General features: G+C 63.3%; 17 protein-coding genes. 11 read left to right on the top strand and 6 right to left on the bottom strand.

Features of this window, described 5'->3' with window-relative positions:
- Positions 1–63 precede the first annotated feature (63 nt).
- Positions 64–1,500: a glutamine synthetase family protein gene (locus tag KIP88_RS23010; protein WP_214490274.1), complete on the bottom strand. Its 1,437-nt coding sequence runs from the start codon at positions 1,498–1,500 to the stop codon at positions 64–66.
- 145 nt (positions 1,501–1,645) lie between these two features.
- Positions 1,646–3,004 carry an aromatic ring-hydroxylating dioxygenase subunit alpha gene (locus KIP88_RS23005; protein ID WP_214490273.1) on the bottom strand — a complete coding sequence of 453 codons (1,359 nt, stop codon included), beginning with the start codon at positions 3,002–3,004 and terminating at the stop codon, positions 1,646–1,648.
- A 94-nt stretch (positions 3,005–3,098) separates the two neighbouring features.
- Here KIP88_RS23005 and KIP88_RS23000 point away from each other — a divergent pair, with 94 nt between their 5' ends.
- On the top strand, positions 3,099–3,890 hold the full coding sequence (locus tag KIP88_RS23000; RefSeq protein ID WP_214490272.1) for an IclR family transcriptional regulator C-terminal domain-containing protein: 792 nt from the start codon (positions 3,099–3,101) through the stop codon (positions 3,888–3,890).
- 4 nt (positions 3,891–3,894) lie between these two features.
- Positions 3,895–4,383 carry a GNAT family N-acetyltransferase gene (locus KIP88_RS22995; protein WP_214490271.1) on the top strand — a complete coding sequence of 163 codons (489 nt, stop codon included), beginning with the start codon at positions 3,895–3,897 and terminating at the stop codon, positions 4,381–4,383.
- 171 nt (positions 4,384–4,554) lie between these two features.
- Here the strand turns inward: KIP88_RS22995 and KIP88_RS22990 are convergent, their stop codons facing one another.
- Positions 4,555–5,088, bottom strand: a complete 534-nt coding sequence (locus tag KIP88_RS22990) for an AAA family ATPase (protein ID WP_214490270.1) — start codon at positions 5,086–5,088, stop codon at positions 4,555–4,557.
- Positions 5,089–5,223: 135 nt separating this feature from the next.
- On the opposite strand from KIP88_RS22990, the gene KIP88_RS22985 reads away from it, so the two are divergent.
- On the top strand, positions 5,224–5,514 hold the full coding sequence (locus KIP88_RS22985; protein WP_214490269.1) for a hypothetical protein: 291 nt from the start codon (positions 5,224–5,226) through the stop codon (positions 5,512–5,514).
- Between the two features lie 85 nt (positions 5,515–5,599).
- Here the strand turns inward: KIP88_RS22985 and KIP88_RS22980 are convergent, their stop codons facing one another.
- A complete protein-coding gene (locus tag KIP88_RS22980; protein WP_214490387.1) occupies positions 5,600–6,601 on the bottom strand; it encodes a helix-turn-helix transcriptional regulator in 1,002 nt (333 codons plus the stop codon).
- Between the two features lie 30 nt (positions 6,602–6,631).
- Between KIP88_RS22980 and KIP88_RS22975 the strand changes: the two genes are divergently transcribed.
- The 6 genes from KIP88_RS22975 to KIP88_RS22950 all read left to right on the top strand — a co-directional run bounded on the left by KIP88_RS22975 (position 6,632) and on the right by KIP88_RS22950 (position 13,409).
- Positions 6,632–8,179 (top strand): benzoate-CoA ligase family protein, encoded by a 1,548-nt coding sequence (locus tag KIP88_RS22975; protein WP_308163629.1) that lies wholly within the window; start codon positions 6,632–6,634, stop codon positions 8,177–8,179.
- A 176-nt stretch (positions 8,180–8,355) separates the two neighbouring features.
- The gene (locus KIP88_RS22970; RefSeq protein ID WP_214490267.1) at positions 8,356–9,174 is read left to right on the top strand and encodes an alpha/beta fold hydrolase; all 819 of its coding nucleotides are present in this window, start codon (positions 8,356–8,358) and stop codon (positions 9,172–9,174) included.
- Between the two features lie 30 nt (positions 9,175–9,204).
- Complete coding sequence (locus tag KIP88_RS22965) at positions 9,205–9,720, top strand: DUF309 domain-containing protein (protein ID WP_214490266.1); 516 nt, start codon at positions 9,205–9,207, stop codon at positions 9,718–9,720.
- Between the two features lie 106 nt (positions 9,721–9,826).
- Positions 9,827–11,515: a 2,3-epoxybenzoyl-CoA dihydrolase gene (gene boxC, locus KIP88_RS22960; RefSeq protein ID WP_214490265.1), complete on the top strand. Its 1,689-nt coding sequence runs from the start codon at positions 9,827–9,829 to the stop codon at positions 11,513–11,515.
- 157 nt (positions 11,516–11,672) lie between these two features.
- The gene (gene boxB, locus KIP88_RS22955; protein WP_214490386.1) at positions 11,673–13,109 is read left to right on the top strand and encodes a benzoyl-CoA 2,3-epoxidase subunit BoxB; all 1,437 of its coding nucleotides are present in this window, start codon (positions 11,673–11,675) and stop codon (positions 13,107–13,109) included.
- A gap of 27 nt (positions 13,110–13,136) precedes the next feature.
- Positions 13,137–13,409 carry a hypothetical protein gene (locus KIP88_RS22950; protein ID WP_214490264.1) on the top strand — a complete coding sequence of 91 codons (273 nt, stop codon included), beginning with the start codon at positions 13,137–13,139 and terminating at the stop codon, positions 13,407–13,409.
- Between the two features lie 373 nt (positions 13,410–13,782).
- On the opposite strand, the gene KIP88_RS22945 is transcribed toward KIP88_RS22950, so the two are convergent.
- Positions 13,783–14,583 (bottom strand): SDR family oxidoreductase, encoded by an 801-nt coding sequence (locus KIP88_RS22945; protein ID WP_214490263.1) that lies wholly within the window; start codon positions 14,581–14,583, stop codon positions 13,783–13,785.
- A gap of 312 nt (positions 14,584–14,895) precedes the next feature.
- Positions 14,896–15,954, bottom strand: a complete 1,059-nt coding sequence (locus KIP88_RS22940) for a polysaccharide deacetylase family protein (protein ID WP_214490262.1) — start codon at positions 15,952–15,954, stop codon at positions 14,896–14,898.
- Positions 15,955–16,121: 167 nt separating this feature from the next.
- On the opposite strand from KIP88_RS22940, the gene KIP88_RS22935 reads away from it, so the two are divergent.
- Together KIP88_RS22935 and KIP88_RS22930 are read left to right on the top strand one after the other, a co-directional pair.
- Entirely contained in the window at positions 16,122–17,516 is a 1,395-nt protein-coding gene (locus KIP88_RS22935) for an OmpA family protein (RefSeq protein ID WP_214490261.1), read from the top strand.
- A gap of 2 nt (positions 17,517–17,518) precedes the next feature.
- Complete coding sequence (locus tag KIP88_RS22930) at positions 17,519–17,815, top strand: hypothetical protein (RefSeq protein ID WP_214490260.1); 297 nt, start codon at positions 17,519–17,521, stop codon at positions 17,813–17,815.
- The last annotated feature ends 109 nt before the right edge of the window (positions 17,816–17,924 follow it).

Below are 17,924 nucleotides of genomic sequence, written 5' to 3'. Positions count from 1 at the left end.
TCCTCTAATTGTTGGCATCGGTGGTTATGGGTCCCTGCGTTCGCAGGGACGACGACGCCGCCCTCAAAACATCTCGAAATATTCGCGGTGCTCCCAGTCCGACACCTCGGCCTGAAACCGCTCGATCTCGGCATTCTTGATGTGAACGAAATAATCCACGAACTCCGCCCCCAGCGCCTGCCGGAAGAACGGATCGTCCTGCAGCGCGAACACGGCCTCGCGCAGGCTCTTCGGCAGCAGCGCGGCCTTCGTCTCATACGGCGTATCGGCCGACGGCCCGGGGTCGAGCTTGCGGTCGACCCCATCCAGCCCGGAGAGAATCTGCGACGCCATGTAGAGGTAGGGATTGGCGGCCGGCTCGCCGATGCGGTTTTCCAGCCGCGTGGCGGCGTCGCCCGGGCCGCCGAGCACGCGGATCATAACGCCGCGGTTGTCGCGGCCCCAGATCGCGCGGTCGGGCGCCAGCGAGTAGGAGCGGTACCGCTTGTAGCCGTTGATGGTAGGCGTCGTGAACACGGTGGACGCGCGGGCGTGCTCCAGCAGCCCGGCGAGATAGGCGCGCCCGAAGCCACTCAGCGCCTCGCCCTTGTCGCTGACCATGAACGCATTCTCGCCGCTCACGCGTGAGACGATCGATTGATGCAGATGCCAGCCGGACGCAAATACGTTCGGCAATTTCGGCCGGCACATGAAGGTGGCGTGATAGCCGTGGCGGTGGGCGATCTGCTTCACGGCGCTGCGAAACAGCACCATGTTGTCGGCGGGCACGAGGCCCTTGGTCGGCTGGAACGTGAATTCGCACTGGCTGGGGCCGAACTCGACCTCGACCGATCGCAGCGGCAGGCCGAGCGCCAGCACGTCGCGGCGGATGATTTCCAGCGCCGGCTCCATCTGGTCGTAGCGCTGTTCGGTCAAATATTGGTAGCCGTGCGACAGCAGGCTCACCGAAGGAGGCCGCCCGGGCTGGCCGGCATCCTCCGGCGCCATGTGCGCGTCTTCGAGCTTGAAGAGGTGGAATTCGACCTCGAGGCCCGCGACGAAATCGTAACCGCGGCTTCCCAGTTGATCGAGCACCTTGCGATAGAGATGGCGCGTGGCGAACGGCACCGGGCGGCCGTCGCTGAAATAGAGGTCGCACAGCAGCCATCCCGTCGTCGGCGCCCAGGGCAGTACGCGAAAGGTGGTCGGGTCGGCCACCATCAACACGTCGGCGGCGCCTTCCATCTCCTTCATGCCGAAACCGCCGCCGGCGGTGAACACCGGGAACACCGTCTTGTGCGAGGTGTCCTTGGCGAGCATCGTGGTGGTGATGGAGCAGCCGCCTTCGAGCGAAGCCAGCGCTTCGCTGGCGACCAGCGTCTTGCCGCGCAAGATGCCGTGCTGATCGGGGAATGAGAGCCTGACGACTTCGAGATTTTTCTCGTCGACGATCTTGCGCAGGCGGCTCGCCGCTTCCTGCTGTTCTTCAGACCACAGCCCGTGACGTTCGACGAAACTCAACGCGCGGCTCCTGCGAGTCTGACTTGAAGAATTGAAAGAGCGCCATATCGGTCGTCATTGCGAGCGCAGCGAAGCAATCCATCTCTCCACTTGCGGCGCGATGGATTGCTTCGCTGCGCTCGCAATGACGGGGGAGAAATCATCATCACTCCGCCGCCGACAAATGCCGAATCTTGCCGGCGATCTCCGTCGGCACAGGCGCCGCCCACGGCGCGCCGCGGCGGCGCTTCACGTCGATTTCCATCCAGTAGATTTCCCAGCCGCGCGTCGGGCCGATGCCGTCCATCGTCGCGGGGCCCTGGATGCTGCGCGCATGCGCGGCGTCCAGGAACATGAACGGCTTTTCGCCGCCGGAAACCTTTTCGATCTCCTGCCGCAACAGTCGGCGATACTGCACGATCGCCTTGTCCGAGGTGCCGAGATGCTCGTTGGTGCGGTCCTGGATTGCGCCCATCGATTCCACCGCCCACTGGTCGTGAACGTTAATGTCGGCCCCCATGCCGGTATAGGTCTCAGTCGCCTGTTCGTGCGGATCGAAGCCGTAATCGTTGCTCTTGTTCTTGCGCGAGGTGTAGTCCGGCAATTCGTAGAGTTCGAGCCGCTGGTCGCGCATCTTCTTCTTGTCGACCGGCGCCGTGTAGCTGGTGAAGATCGCGTACCAGTAGCAGTTCTCGTCATCGACGGGCACATGCCACTGCGTGATCGTCATCTCCTGACTCATCGGGATGACGAAGCCGTGCGGGAAGAGCTGGTTGGTGACGCGCACATGCGTCCGCTCCTCGTCGATCTCGCGCAGCGCAATCAGCCGCAGCCCGTATTCGGTGTGCTCGACATTGATGATCGGGTTATCGTATTCGCGCAAAATCTTCGTCATCGGCATGTCGCTTCCGGCGGAAGCGCCGCGGAACTGCTTGCCGTAGGCAGTGGAAGTATCCTCGTCCTCGAAGAAGCGATGCAGGAACGAGGCGTGCGCCGGATCGATGCCGACTTCCAGCGCCTGCAGCCAGTTGCAATTGATGTGGCCCTTGAATGCAAACGTATGGCTGTCGGGCGCGACGAAGCAGTCGATCTCCGGAAACGCCGGCGGTTCGCCTTCGCCCAAATATGCCCAGAGGATGCCGCTCTTCTCGACCACAGGATAGGAGCGCTGCTTGATGCCCTGGCACAGCTTTGAGTCCTTTGGCTCGGCCGGCGTTTCCAGGCACTGGCCTGATACATCGAACAGCCAGCCATGGAAGGCGCAACGCAAGCCGCCATTCTCCAGCCGCCCAAAGGCGAGATCGGCGCCGCGATGCGCGCAGTGCCGGTCGATCAGGCCGTAGCGGCCCTCCTCGTCGCGAAACAGCACCAGGTTTTCGCCGAGCAGTTTGACCGCCTTGACCGGGCGCGGTCCCTGCAACTCATCCACAAGCGCCGCCGGCTGCCAGTACATCCGCATCAGCTTGCCGCAGGGGTCCTTGCGGCCGGTGCGGGTGATCAGGTCGTTCGCTTCCTGGCTCATCATGGCGAGGGTCTCCGAGGAAATTTGTTCGCCTATTGAACTTTTGGGCGATTTTAACGTAAGCTGGGAGTTCGGCAAGCGGATTTTGGAGGCGGCGATGCCCAAATTGAAGCGCCCAGACGATGGCGGCAACCGTGGCGGGACCGATTTCATCGAAAGCCTCGATCGCGGCCTGCGCGTGCTCGAGGTGTTTGGCAGCAGCCAGCAGCCGATGACGCTGAGCGACCTTGCCAAGGCCGCCGACCTGCCGCGCGCGACCGCGCGGCGGATTCTCTTCACGCTCGAACGCGCCGGCTTCGTCGCCACCGACGGCAAGCTGTTCCGCCTGATGCCGCGCGTGCTGGTGCTGGCGTCGGGGTATCTTGCCTCCAACCACGTCGTCTCGGTGCTACAGCCTGCGCTCGACCGGCTGTCGGGCGAGGCGCAGGAAATTTCGTCGATGGCGATCCTCGACGGCAACGACGTCGTCTTTATCGCCCGCGCCAGCCCGACGAGGATATTTTCCGCAGGCATCGATATCGGTTACCGATTGCCGGCTTTCTGCACCTCGGTCGGCCGTGTCCTGCTGTCGCGGTTGCCCGATGACGAACTGGCCGCGGCGCTCGACAAAATGGACCTCGCGCCGCTGACGCCGTTCACCGTCACCGACAAAAAGCTGTTGCAAAAGACGATCATCGCCGATCGCGCCCAGGGCTATTCGCTGGTCGACCGTGAAGCCGAGCCGGGATTTCGTTCAATCTCGGTGCCGGTCCGCCGTTATGACGGCGTAATCATCGCCGCCATCAACATGGGCGCCCATGTCGACCGCGTGTCGGCTGCCGAGATGGTCGAACGCTTTCTGCCGCGATTGCGCGAGGCGGCGGCCTCGGTGAAGTCGATGCTGGTGTGACGGGATGATTATCCGATCTGAAACGCCCGGCGACATTGCGGCCATCCGCATCGTTGAAGAACTAGCGTTTGGCCGGTCGGCCGAAGCCCGATTGGTCGACGATCTGCGCGCTGCAGGCGATTCAGTTTTCTCGCTGGTCGCCGTTGACCACGACACGGTCGTTGGTCATGCCCTGTTCTCACGGATGAAAGCACCGTTTCCGGCGCTGGCGCTCGGTCCCGTCGCGGTACTGCCAGAATACCGGCGGACGGGCATCGGCAGCCGGTTGATCCGCCAGGGAATTGCGCGCAGCGAAGCCGCCGGCTGGCTCGGAGTTTTCGTCCTCGGCGATCCCGCCTTCTATCGGCGTTTCGGATTCGATGTCGGCAAGGCAAGTGGATTTATCTCGCCCTATGCCGGACCGCATCTGATGGTGTTGCCGCTTGGAGCAAACGAACTTCCGGTCACCGCGGGATGCATTGAGTACGCGTCCGCTTTCGCAAAGCTCGGATAGGCTAGCGAAATGGCACCTGGTTTGGTGAAGCGTCTCCACCGTCATTGCGAGCGAAGCGAAGCAATCCATTTCACGGCTTGCTGAGGCATGGATTGCTTCGCTTCGCTCGCAATGACGCGGTGGCACCTCAGGATAACGGAGAAGGGGCGAGCACGCTGCTCGACCTGCGCTCTAGGCGTCGAGCCCAAAATGACGAACGACTTTCTGCGCGGTCACCTCCGCAGCATTCGTCCCGGTATCAAGTCTGAGGCAATCGGCCCGAGGCACGGCCGTGAGGTCGTAGCGGTCGAGCTCCCGGATCAGGTGTTCCCCTGAACTTATCTTGCGCCGCTCGACCCGGTCGGGATTGCCGACCCTGCGCAATACTTCTTCGCGCGAACAGTGCAGGAAGACCGGAAGCAATTTTGCGCCGTGACGCTGCACGATCTCCTCGATCTGCCTGAATTGCTCCCGGTCTTCGGGCTCGGCATAGCAGTAGGTCGTGACCAGCAGCGGCACGTCGTGTTCGGCGGCAGCATCAATGGCCGAACACCTGACCTCGTGGACAAGCTCCCAGAATCCGGGCGCGCCGAACTCGAAGACCGTGAGCGCCAGATCGATGGCGGCGTGATTGTCCATCAGCCGGCCCGGCACGATCCGGAGCAGCGCTCTTGCAACTGTCAACTTGCCGACCGCGGGCGCCCCGTGGAGAAAAAGCAGCTTCATGCGCGATCAGTATCGCGAACAGTTCGATCCGCGGGAACCGGTGATTTTGGCGCCGTGAAACAATTTTCAGGCGGGCTCATGAACGCAGTCAGCCGCCGCCCGCACGAAGTCGATGCAGGTGCCGCAGGAGATGACGTGAACAAACCCGATTGGATCATCCGCATCGTCGCCGTCCCTCCCGGCGAAGCTCCGCTATGGGTGCGGCAGAAATGGGTTGGCCTCGACCTGCCGGTGGCCCGTTATTCGGGATGCCGGAAATTTCTCACCATGGGCGTGCTGTCGCTGCCGCGCTCGATGCTGGCGCAGTGGCTGGCGATGTTTCGCGGCCGCGCCGAACTGATCGCGGGATATGCGGTGGAAGCGGGGTCACGACATAGCGAAGGGTGTGTTGCAGCGGCCGTACGCACGGAACTTGCTTGGTGGTGAATGGCAGCGGCGTGCAACCGACGCGAGCATGCGCGCCAGTACAGGCCAAATTCCGGCTTTTATGATTGGGGTAGCGGCCGGGAGATCAGGACGCCGCGCTGTGCAGTCCGAACGCGTGCTTGTCGTGCAGCACCGGCGCCACCGCATCGCTGAGCCGGGCGGCTGCCGCGTCGACCGAAAGCCCCGCGGTATCGACCACGGCGGAGGCGCGGGCGTAGAGCGGTTCGCGGCTGACCAGGATGTTGCGCAGCTCCGCCATCGCCGAGCGGTCATCCGCCATCGGTCGCAGATCGCCCTGGCGGCGGACGCGGGCCATGTGCTCTTCCGGCTCGGCCTTGAGCCAGATGGTGTAGAACGACGACAGGATCAGGTCGAAGGTCAGCGGCTCGGAGACGATGCCGCCGCCGGTTGCGAGCACCATCAATTCCTTGCGTGCCAGCAATTGCGAAAGCGCCGCCTGCTCCATGCGGCGAAAGCCTTCCTGGCCGTAGAGCGCGATGATCTCGGCGACGGATAATCCGTTCTGCGCCTCGACCTCCTTGTTGAGTTCGACGAACTTCCAGCCGATCTTCTTCGCCAGCATCTTGCCGAGTGTGGATTTGCCGGCACCGCGCAGGCCGATCAAGGCGATGCCGGCGAAGGAGATCCGTCGCTGCGCCGACGGGCCGCCGCCGGCGAGCGTGTCCTTGGCCTGCGCGATCTGGGCTGGCGTCGCCTTGCGCAGGAGATCGCGGATCACAGCCCAATCCGGCGCCGGCTCGGCGGAAGGAATCAGGTCCTCCAGATGTGCGCCCATCGCATTCGACACGCGTCGCAGCAGCACGATCGAGACATTGCCCTTGCCGCTTTCGAGTTGCGCGATATAGCGCTCGGAAATTCCCGACACCTTGGCGAGCACTTTTCGCGACATGCCGCGAAGGGCGCGCATGGTGCGCACACGCTGGCCGAGCTGCTCGAGAAAGCCGGTTTCGGGATCGCTGGCCTCGGTCAATTTGCCTCGTTCGGCTTTGCCGGTAGTTGGACGGTTTTCGGAAACATAATGCCGATGAGGATTGACAGCAAGCGCTGCTGGTGTCTTTGTATGAATTATAATTCTTAAAACCTGGGGAGAAGCGTCGTGAGCGGCACGTCCGGTTCGTATAATGCGGTGACCTGGCTGCTCGATCGCAACGTCGACGAGGGCCGCGGCGCCAAGCTCGCCTTCACCGATACCATTTCCGAGCTCACCTATGGCGATCTGCAGCGGCAAAGCCGCCGCACTGCCAACATGCTGCGCCGGCTCGGCGTCCGCCGCGAAGAGCGCGTGGCGATGATCATGCTCGACACGACAGACTTTCCTTCCGTCTTTCTCGGCGCGATCCGCGCCGGCATCGTGCCGGTGCCGCTCAACACGCTGCTGACCTCGGATCAATATGCCTATGTGCTGGCCGACAGCCGCGCACGCGTGCTGTTCGTCTCCGAGGCGCTGTATCCCGTCGTCAAGGACATCGTCGGCGGGATGCCGGACCTTGAACATGTCGTGGTGTCCGGCAACGACGCGTTCGGCCACAAGAAGCTCTCCGACGAACTCGCAAAGGAAACCGATTCCTTTGCGACCGTGCCGACCCATGCCGAGGAGCCGGCATTCTGGCTCTATTCCTCCGGCTCCACCGGCATGCCGAAGGGCGTGCGGCACCAGCATTCCAATCTGCAGGCGACTGCCGAGACCTATGGCAAGCAGGTGCTCGGCATCAAGGAGGGCGACGTCTGCCTCTCCGCGGCAAAACTGTTTTTCGCCTACGGGCTCGGCAACGCCTTGACCTTCCCGATGTCGGTCGGCGCCAGCACGGTGCTGAATGCGGAGCGGCCGACGCCGGCGCGGATGTACGACCTCTTGAACAAGTACAACCCTACCATCTTCTATGGCGCGCCGACGCTGTTCGCCGCCATGTTGAATGACGAGGCGACGAAGAACGCGCGTGCCGGCACGCGACTGCGCATCTGTACCTCCGCCGGCGAAGCGTTGCCGGAATCGGTGGGCAATGCCTGGAAGGCACGCTTCGGCGTCGACATCCTCGATGGCGTCGGCTCGACGGAGCTATTGCACATCTTCCTGTCGAACGAGCCCGGCGACATCAAGTACGGCTGCTCCGGCCGTCCAGTGCCTGGCTACAAGGTGCGGCTGGTGAACGAAGCGGGCGAGGAGGTGCCTGATGGCGAGGTGGGCGAGCTGCTGGTCGAAGCACCCTCGGCCGCCGAAGGCTACTGGAATCAGCGCAGCAAAACCCGGCAGACATTCCAGGGCCCTTGGACCTACACCGGCGACAAATACACGCGCGATGCCGACGGCCGTTACACTTTCTGCGGCCGTGCCGACGACATGTTCAAGGTCTCCGGCATCTGGGTCTCGCCGTTCGAGGTCGAGAGCGCGCTGATCGCGCATCCCGCGGTGCTGCAAGCCGCCGTCGTGCCGGAAGCCGATTCCGAAGGGTTGTTGAAACCGAAGGCCTTCGTGGTGTTGCGCCCGGATTGCAACACCGACGGTCTGTATGAACAGCTGAAGGAGCACGTCAAGCAGAAGATCGGCCCGTGGAAATATCCGCGCTGGATCGACGTGGTGGATTCATTGCCGATGACCGCGACCGGAAAGATTCAAAGGTTCAAGTTGCGGGATGGGGCATCGTGACCTCTCTCACGTCGTCCCTGCGAAAGCAGGGACCCATAACCACCGGACTTCGTTGTGATCGAAGGTCTCGCACATCGCGCGTCAACGGACAGGCCGCGGCGTATGGGTCCCTGCGTTCGCAGGGACGACGCGAGTAAGGACTGCGACGTCTGGATCACTTTCGGAAAGCTTACGACATGACAACCCTTACCCCCTCGGGCTTCCTCACCGTCGGCGCCTCGCATCTCGAATACCGCATGATCGGCCCGTCGCCCGAGGCCGCGCCTGTTATCGTGATGCTGCATGAAGGGCTCGGATCGACCGGGCTATGGGGCGATTTTCCGGATCAGCTTCAGGCCGCGACCGGCGCGGGCGTGTTCGTCTATTCGCGCGCGGGCTACGGTGCATCGACGCCGGTGAAACTGCCACGGCCGCTCGACTACATGCATGTCGAGGCGCTCGACGTATTGCCGAAGCTGCTCGACAAGATCGGCTTTCGCCGCGGTCTCCTGCTCGGACATTCCGACGGCGCCTCGATCGCGACGATCTATACAGGCTCGCATCAGGACCACCGCGTGCAGGGCCTCGCGCTGATCGCCCCGCATTTCATCGTCGAGGACGTTTCGGTGTCCTCGATTGCGCAGATCAAGGACGCCTACGAGACCACGAACCTGAAAGAGAAGCTGGCGCGCTGGCACAAGGATGTCGACAACGCCTTCTATGGTTGGAACGGCGCCTGGCTCGATCCGAACTTCCGTAACTGGGATATTTCCGAGTATCTCGCCTATATCCGCGTACCGGTGGCGATCCTGCAGGGTGTGGACGACCAGTATGGGACCATGCGGCAGGTCGAGATCGCGCAGGAAGAGTGCTACTGTCCTGTCGATGTGACTGTCATCCCGGGAGCGGGGCATCAGCCGCATCGTGAAGCCCCGGGGGCGACGCTGGATGCGATTTCGGAATTCGCAAACGCGGTGTTGCACGTCGATAGCGGCTCGCAGGGGCGGGCCGCGTAACGCATTTCTTTTTTCCGGGGCCGCGCCCCGATGACGCCGCCGCCAGCCGCAGGCAATCTCCCGCTGCCGCGATGGGCCTATGTGCCCGGCGAGTCCGAGAAATCCAGCGCTGATTACGAAACGCTGGGGCAGATCACCGTTCTGGTGCCGCCGCGATTTGGCGGCTACGTGCCGGCGCGCCACCCGGCACTGCGCTACGGCCTCACGCTCAACGACCGTGGCTATTTCTGGGAATCGCAGGAGATCCTCGAAGCGGTGTGGGCGGCGGCGCCGCAGGGCGGCCGCGAGCGGATCCTGCTGCGCGCCTGCATCCTGATCGCGACGGCGAATTTGCGGCTGCGCATGCAGAAGCCGCACGTCACCGTGCGGCTGTTTGGCGAAGCGCTCGGCGAACTCGAGGCGTTGGGCCTACGGAGCACCGGCGGCGACGGGTTTGCCGACGGCTTTCCGGTCGCGGCGCTGGCGGCGATTGTCAGGGCCAAATTGGCCCAGCCACAGCTCGGAAAGGCTGATGGAGTGGCATTCGCCGCCGCCGGCCGAACATGAAACAAAATGCATGTTTCGACGTTTTAGGCTGGACTTGAGAAAAAACATGCATTATTGTGCATCTAACGAACCAAGCAAATTCTGAGAAAACGACAGAGGGTGGCCCATGGCCGGTGAAGATCGCGTCCTCGCAGGCGGCGCGAAGTACATCGATTTTCAAACCGATCCGTCGCGCTACCGGCACTGGAAGCTGGGCGTCGAAGGCGACGTCGCGACGCTCACCATGGACGTCGACGAGAACGCCGGGCTGTTCGAAGGCTATCAGCTCAAGCTGAATTCCTACGACCTCGGCGTCGACATCGAGCTCGCCGACGCCGTGCAGCGGCTGCGCTTCGAGCATCCCGAAGTGAAAGCCGTGGTGATGCGTTCGGGCAAGAACCGCGTGTTCTGCGCCGGCGCCAACATCCGTATGCTGGCGGGCGCCACCCACGCCCACAAGGTCAACTTCTGCAAATTCACCAACGAGACCCGCAACGGCCTGGAAGATTCATCGGAGAATTCCGGACAGCGCTTCATCACCGTCGTCAACGGCACCGCGGCCGGCGGCGGCTATGAACTGGCGCTGGCGACCGATCACATCATGCTGGCTGATGACGGCGCCGCCGCCGTGTCGTTGCCGGAAGTGCCGCTGCTCGCGGTGCTGCCGGGCACCGGCGGCCTGACGCGCGTAGTCGACAAGCGCAAGGTGCGCCGCGACCATGCCGACTTCTTCTGCACCATCGAGGAAGGCATCAAGGGCAAGCGCGCCGTTGCATGGCGGCTGGTCGATGAGATCGTGCCCAACAGCAAGCTCGAAGCCAAAGTCGCCGATCGCGCCAAGGAATTTGCCGCCGCCTCGAAGCGCAACGGCAACGGCAAGGGCATCACGCTTTCGCCGCTCAACCGCACCATCGACGACAGCGGCATCCGCTACGGCTTTATCAGCGTCGACATCGATCGCGCCGCGCGGATCGCGACCATCTCGATCAAGGCGCCGGAGGGGGCCCCGCCGGCCGATATCGACGGCCTGATCGCGCAAGGCGCGTCGTTCTGGCCGCTGCAGGTCGCGCGCGAGCTTGATGATGCGATTCTGCACTTGCGCATCAACGAACTCGAAATCGCGATGCTGGTGTTCAAGTCGCATGGCGACACCGCCAATGTGGTGGCCTGCGACACCTTCCTCGAAGCCAACAAGGCGCACTGGCTGGTCAACGAGATCAGGCATTACTGGAAGCGCGTCTTGAAGCGCATCGACGTCACCTCGCGCACGCTGGTGACGCTGGTCGAGCCCGGTTCCTGCTTCGCAGGCACGCTCGCCGAACTCGTGTTCGCCGCCGACCGCTCCTACATGCTGATCGGCTCGCGGCAGGGCGACAACCGCCAGCCTCCGGCGATCCAGCTCACCGCCATGAATTTCGGCCCCTATCCGATGTGCCACGGCCTGACGCGGCTGCAATCGCGCTTCCAGGCCGATCCGTCCGATCTGGAGCGCGCGGAAGCCACCATCGGCACGTCGCTCGATGCGGAGGGAGCCGAAGAACTCGGCCTCGTCACCTTCGCGTTAGATGACATCGACTGGGACGACGAGGTGCGCGTGTTCCTGGAGGAGCGCACGTCCTTCTCGCCTGATGGTCTTACCGGCATGGAAGCGAATTTGCGCTTCGTTGGTCCCGAGACCATGGAATCGAAAATCTTCTCACGCCTCACGGCGTGGCAGAACTGGATCTTCCAGCGCCCCAATGCGGTCGGCGAAGACGGCGCGCTGCGCCGCTACGGCACCGGCCAGAAGGCGCAATTCGACATGACGCGGGTTTAAGTCCGGCGTCCCGGGCGCTGCGCGGCACGCAAGTGACGCGCTGCAGAACCGGGACCCACGTGACTGACATTGAACAGGTCCCGGCTCTGCGGCGCACCGCTCCGCGTTGCACCGCGTCCGGGACACGAGAGCGAGCAAGGAGCACGCCATGAACTTCATGAACGTCGATTACTCAACCAAGATTCCGAACAACGTGAATCTCAGTGAAGACCGCCAGGTGCTGAAAGCGCTCGAGGGCTGGCATCCCGGTTACATGGATTGGTGGGGCGACATGGGGCCGGAAGGTTTCCAGCAGTCGCTGGTTTATTTGCGCACCGCCTATTCGGTTGATCCGCGCGGCTGGGCCAAGTTCGATTACGTCAAGATGCCGGAATATCGCTGGGGCATTTTGCTGGCGCCGCAGGAAGAGAACCGCGTCATTCCCTTTGGCGAGAATTACGGCAAGCCTGCCTGGCAGGAAGTCCCGGGCGAACACCGCGCCACGCTGCGCCGCCTGATCGTGATCCAGGGCGACACCGAGCCCGCTTCCGTCGAGCAGCAGCGCCATCTCGGCAAGACCGCGCCCTCGCTCTACGACCTGCGCAATTTGTTCCAGGTCAATGTCGAGGAAGGCCGTCACCTCTGGGCCATGGTCTATCTGCTGCAGAAATATTTCGGCCGCGACGGTCGCGAGGAGGCGGATGATTTGTTGCGCCGCCGCTCCGGCGATGCGGACTCACCGCGCATGCTCGGAGCGTTCAACGAAGCAACGCCGGACTGGCTGTCGTTCTTCATGTTCACCTATTTCACCGACCGCGACGGCAAGATGCAGCTGCACTCGCTGGCGCAGTCCGGCTTCGATCCGCTGTCGCGCACCTGCCGCTTCATGCTGACCGAAGAGGCGCATCACATGTTCGTCGGCGAGACCGGCATCAGCCGCGTCGTCCAGCGCACCTGCGAGGCGATGAAGGAAGCCGGCATCACCGATCCCACCGACATCGCCAAGGTGCGTGCGTTAGGGGTGATCGACCTGCCGACCATCCAGAAGAAGCTGCACCTGCATTATTCGCTGTCGCTCGATCTGTTCGGTTCGGAAGTCTCGACCAACGCGGCGAATGCCTTCAACGCCGGCATCAAGGGCCGCTACAAGGAAACCCAGATCGACGATGACCACCAGCTCAAGAACGCCACCTATCCGGTGCTCAAGCTGGTCGACGGTGTAATCAAGCGCGTCGATGAGCCGGCGCTGACCGCGCTCAACATGCGCCTGCGCGACGACTACACACAGGATTGCGTCAAGGGCATGCTGCGCTGGAACAAGATCATTTCGCTCGCCGGCTACCAGTACAAGCTGACGCTGCCGAACGTCGCGTTCCACCGCCACATCGGTGAGTTCAAGGATATCAACGCCACGCCGGAAGGCATCCTGATCGACGACGCCACCTGGAACCAACGCAAGGGCGAATGGTTGCCTTCGACGCAGGACGGCGACTTCATCGCCTCGCTGATGAAGCCGGTCACCGAAGCCGGCGTCTACGCCAACTGGATCTCGCCGCCGAAGGTCGGCATCGACAACAAGCCCGGCGATTTCGAGTACGTGAAGATCGAAACCTGAACCGCCCCGCAATCGGGGAGCAGTAACATGGACCCCGACAGCGACCTCGAAGCACTGAACCGCGACCAGTTGGTCGCGGAGGTGAAGCGTCTGAGGGCCGGCATCCGCACGCACAGGGACAGCACCGGTCACGACCTGTGCTGGCACCATCCCGATCTCTGGGGGCTACTGCCCGAGCGGGCCACACCCGAAGTGGCCGTGCCGCCCTGGCCGAAATTTCTGCGCGGATGTCTGCGCTATCGCGAAGCGTTGGAGCGCGAACTGCCCAACGCGCCGAAGGCCGATTTCGAATACGAGTGAATCGAGACGTAATCTCTCCGTCGCCCCGGCCTTGAGCCGGGGCCCATAGCCACCGGACGTCGTTATTTTGGTACGGCGTCTGCCATCGTGCGCTATTGATGCATCACGCGGTATGGGTCCCTGCGCCCGTGCGCACTAGGCAGGGACGACATTGGGGGAAAGGCGCGAACCTATCAACCTGTCGCCCCTGCGGACGCAGGGGCCCATACGCCGCGGCCGGTGTGAAGGGCACATTGGAAGACGGCTTCGGTTCAGCAAGCGACAGCGGTAATTGGCAGGGCGTCTGCGACCGCGCTTCATCGATGCATCACGCGGTATGGGTCCCTGCGTTCGCAGGGACGACGTTGGTTTCGCGGGGGATGACGACTGTGAGCTACCCCGCGATCTCAAGCCCCGCATTTGCGTAGACCACGCCGCCATCGACGGCGATGGTGTTGCCGACCACGTAATCGCCGGCGCGCGAGGCGAGATAGATCGCCACCCCCGCCATATCCTCGTCGGTGCCGATACGCTTCGCCGGAATGCGCTTTGCGACTTCGTCCGAGTGGTCGCGCGCGGCGCGGTTCATGTCCGACTTGAACGCGCCCGGTGCAATCGCGGTGACATTGATATTGTCCTTGACCAGCTTGGTCGCCATGCGCCGCGTCAGATGAATCACGGCGGCCTTGCTTGCGGCGTAGGAATAGGTTTCGCTGGGGTTGACGAAAATGCCGTCGACGGAGGCGATGTTGATCACCTTGGCTGGCCGTTCGTGCGAGGCCGCCGCGCGCAGCGGCTTCGCCAGCGCCTTGGTCAGGAAGAACAGCGACTTGACGTTGAGGTCCATGACCTTGTCCCAGCCGTTCTCGGGGAATTCGTCGAACTCCGCGCCCCATGCCGCGCCTGCGTTGTTGACGAGGATGTCGAGCTTCGGCTCGAGCTTGATGATTTCGCCAGCCAGCTTGTCACAGCCTTCGACCGTCGAAATGTCGATCGGCAGCGCGATGCATTCGCCCTCATAGGCGGCGGAGAGTTCCTTCGCGGTCGCTTCGCAGGGCCCGGCCTTGCGCGCCGTGATGTAGACCTTCGCCGCGCCCTGCGCGAGAAATCCGGCCGCGATCATCTTGCCGATGCCGCGCGAGCCACCCGTCACCAGCGCGACGCGGCCCTGAAGCGAGAACAGATCCTTGAACATGCGTTCCTCCATTTGCTTTGCCCGCGGTTTTGGGCGGGGGAGGGCGGCGAGTCAAGGAAGCTCATTCTGTCGTCCCTGCGAACGCAGGGACCCATAACCACAGGCTTTAATTGTTTTGGTAGGTGACTACTCCATCGCGCCCTAACGGATGGGCCGCGGCGTATGGGTCCCTGCTTTCGCAGGGACGACGTGTTGAGAGATTTAGCCGCGTAGCCCGGATGGAGCGAAGCGCAATCCGGGGAAAGTCTGCCGGCTTGTGAGAGGCCCCGGATTACGCTCCGCTTCATCCGGGCTACGGACTACGGATAGACCCTACGCCGCGTCGATGCGGCGAAAGCCGTTCCACATGGCGGTGGCGGCGCCTGATGTCAGGACCGGGAGGATGCGCGCATCCTGGTAATTGCCGTTGAGTGAAACCCGCTGCAGCGCGGTCATGTGCTCGGCGCTTTCCGGAAAAATCATGCCCGGCCGCGTCGTGACCGCGGTCTTGAATCCGGCCGCCTTCGCCAACCTGAATTCGCGCTGCCCCGCCGCGATGCGGTCGCCATAGGGATAGGCGAGATGCAGCACCGGCCGCTGCAATGCTGCTTCGATCCGCGCGCGGCTGGTGGCCAGTTCGAACGAAGCGGTCTCCTCGCTCTGCCGCGCCAGATTGCAATGCGTGATCGTATGCGCGCCGATCGTCACCAGCGGATCATCAGCGAATGCCTTCAATTCCTCCCAGGACATGCAGAGCTCGCGGGCGATCGGAGCCTCGTCCACGTCATATCGCGTGCAGAGCGCGGAGATTTCGCGCTGCATGTCGTGTTCGGTTGGTAGCGTGCGCAGCCAGTCGTGCATGCGGTCGAAAGCCGCTTGCTTCGCCGCCGGCGTCGAGGCGTCTAGGCGGGTCTTGACGCCGCCGATCGGGACTTCGATCGAGGACGCCTTTGTGATCGCCTTCTCGAGCGCGACCCACCACAGCCGGCCGGTGCCTTCGGCGAAATCGCTCGTCACGTAGACGGTGAGGGGCGCGTCAAATTCACGCATCACCGGCAGGGCGAAATCGCGGTTGTCGCGATAGCCGTCGTCGAGGGTGAAGCAGGCGAAGCGCCGCGCGAATTTGCGCGCCTGGAGTCGCTGATGCACCTCGTCCATGGTGACGATGTCGACGTCGAGGTTGCGAAGATGCGCCAGCATCGCCCGCAAGAACTCCGGCTCGACCTCGAGATGATGATTGGGCTGAAACTCGCCGTCGCGCCTCGGGCGGACGTGGTGCAGCATGAAAATGACGCCGACACCTGCGAAGATTGGTCGCAGCAGGTAATGCGCTCCGGAGAAGTACAGCGCTTCCAGTCCGGCGCGGATGACGGTGTTGCGAAGCAGTTTCATCGAGATGCAGGGCTGCCCGGTTATTTACGGAGCGAAATTAGCGAAAGACCGCTGAAGAAACAGTTAGCTGGACCAATTTCAGAGCCTTTCGGCCCTCACGACATTTCGGGTTTGACAGCCCCGCAAGGGTTTGTTTTCTCTCCGTTCCGGACCCTGCGGGAACTCGAATGCACGGACTTTTCAGGTGGAGTGGCAAATGGTGGCCGGGCATCATTCCTTTGGTCATGTTTTGGGCTATCGCGGCCTGGACGAGCACCGAACCGCTTGAAGCCGACCTGGCGCAGCGTTCGACCGCAGCCCTGAAGGACACCATCCTCGACAAAAGGCGAATCTCGGTCGCAGGCCGCGACGTGAGCCTTGCGGCCGATGCTTTCTCGGAAGACGGCCGGCAGAGTGCGGTGGCGTCGGTGGAAGCGGTGCCGGGTGTGCGATTGGTTAACGATGAAACCCGGCTCGTTCCCGAAGCCAAGCCGTTTGTCTGGTCGGCCGAACGCGACGTTCTTCGGGTGACGCTGTCGGGCAGTTCGCCCCTACCGGCGAGCAAGGGCCGGTTGATGGAGGCTGCCCGCGCCAACCTCGGCGGCGTCGAAGTGGTCGACCGGACGAATCTGTCGCGCGGGGCGCCGCCGCGTTTCGACAATGCCGCGCTGTTGCTGCTCGACCAGGTCGGCAAGCTGAAGGACGGCAAGATCACACTGTCGGATACCAAGGTCAGCCTGTCCGGCATGGCGCGCGAACTCGGCGGCCGGGAAGCCATCGCCGCCGCGCTGAAAAATCTGCCCGAAGGCTTTTCGGTCGCGACCAACGAGGTCAAGGCGCCGCCTTACATCTTCCAGGCCTACAAGGATCCGGTCGCGGTGACGCTGACGCTGACCGGCAACGCGCCCGACAGCAACGCCCACGCCGCGCTGGTGGCGGCGGCGGGACGCAAGTTCTTCAGCGAAAAGGTCGTCGACAATCTCAAGGAGAGCGTCGGTGCGCCCTCAGGGTTTGCCAACGCGGTGGTGCCCGCGCTCGGCGCGCTGTCACGGCTGTCGACCGGCACGCTCGTCATCTCCGACCGGGAGGTCAAGCTGTCCGGCGATGCGCTTTATGAAGCCGCCGCCGGTCAGATCCGCGCCGGCCTCGGCAAGGATTTTCCGCAGGGCTGGCAGTTCAAGCCGGAAATCTCGGTCAAGCCGGCCGCGGCGCCGGTGGATGCGACGGTCTGCCAGCAATTATTCTCCGAGCTGCTCGGCAAGGCCCGGATCCGCTTCGAATCCGGCAAGGCCGATATTGTCGCGGATTCCGCCGGTCTGCTCGACCGCCTGATCGAAACCGCGTTGCGCTGTCCGACCGCCAATATCGAGATATCAGGACATACCGATACCGACGGCGACGAGGCGGCCAACCAGGCGCTGTCCGAGAAGCGTGCCCAGGCGGTCGCCGACTACCTCGTCAAGGCGGGATTGCCGGCCAACCGGTTCAGCGCGGTCGGCTATGGCTCGACGCAGCCGATTACGGCTAACGATACCGACCAGGGCAAGGCGCAGAACCGCCGCATCGATTTCGTGGTGAAGTGAGCATGGGCTATCTGACCACATTCTACTGGGGCTGGCTCTTGGCATCGGCGCTGCTCGGCTTCGCCATGGGCTGGATATCCGTGGTTCAGCACGGCGAGGGCGTCCCGCGGAAGCTGCGATGGGTGCTTTCGGCCGTAGTCGCGGCCCTGATCGCAGCCGCGCTCGCGCGCGTCGTGCCCGGCCGTTTCGGCTACTGGCTCGATCTCGGGTTGATCATGTTCGCGCTCTATCTCTGCTTCTGTGCGGTCGGATCATGGTTGCGCGACTGGGTGGTCTCGCGCAGCGCGCCGTCGGCCTGACCGCATGATGGGCCGGACAGCTTCACCGCCGTTGTTGTCACGCGTTCTTGACCGGCCCCTTCTATGGTCCCGAATCGCCTTCGGGCGGCGGGATTGCTGCAAAATCGTA

It is taken from the genome of Bradyrhizobium sp. SRL28, from assembly GCF_018596315.1.
GTDB lineage: Bacteria > Pseudomonadota > Alphaproteobacteria > Rhizobiales > Xanthobacteraceae > Bradyrhizobium.
Note: the sequence above shows the minus strand (reverse complement) of the source record. Positions and strands in the feature narration are given on the sequence as shown.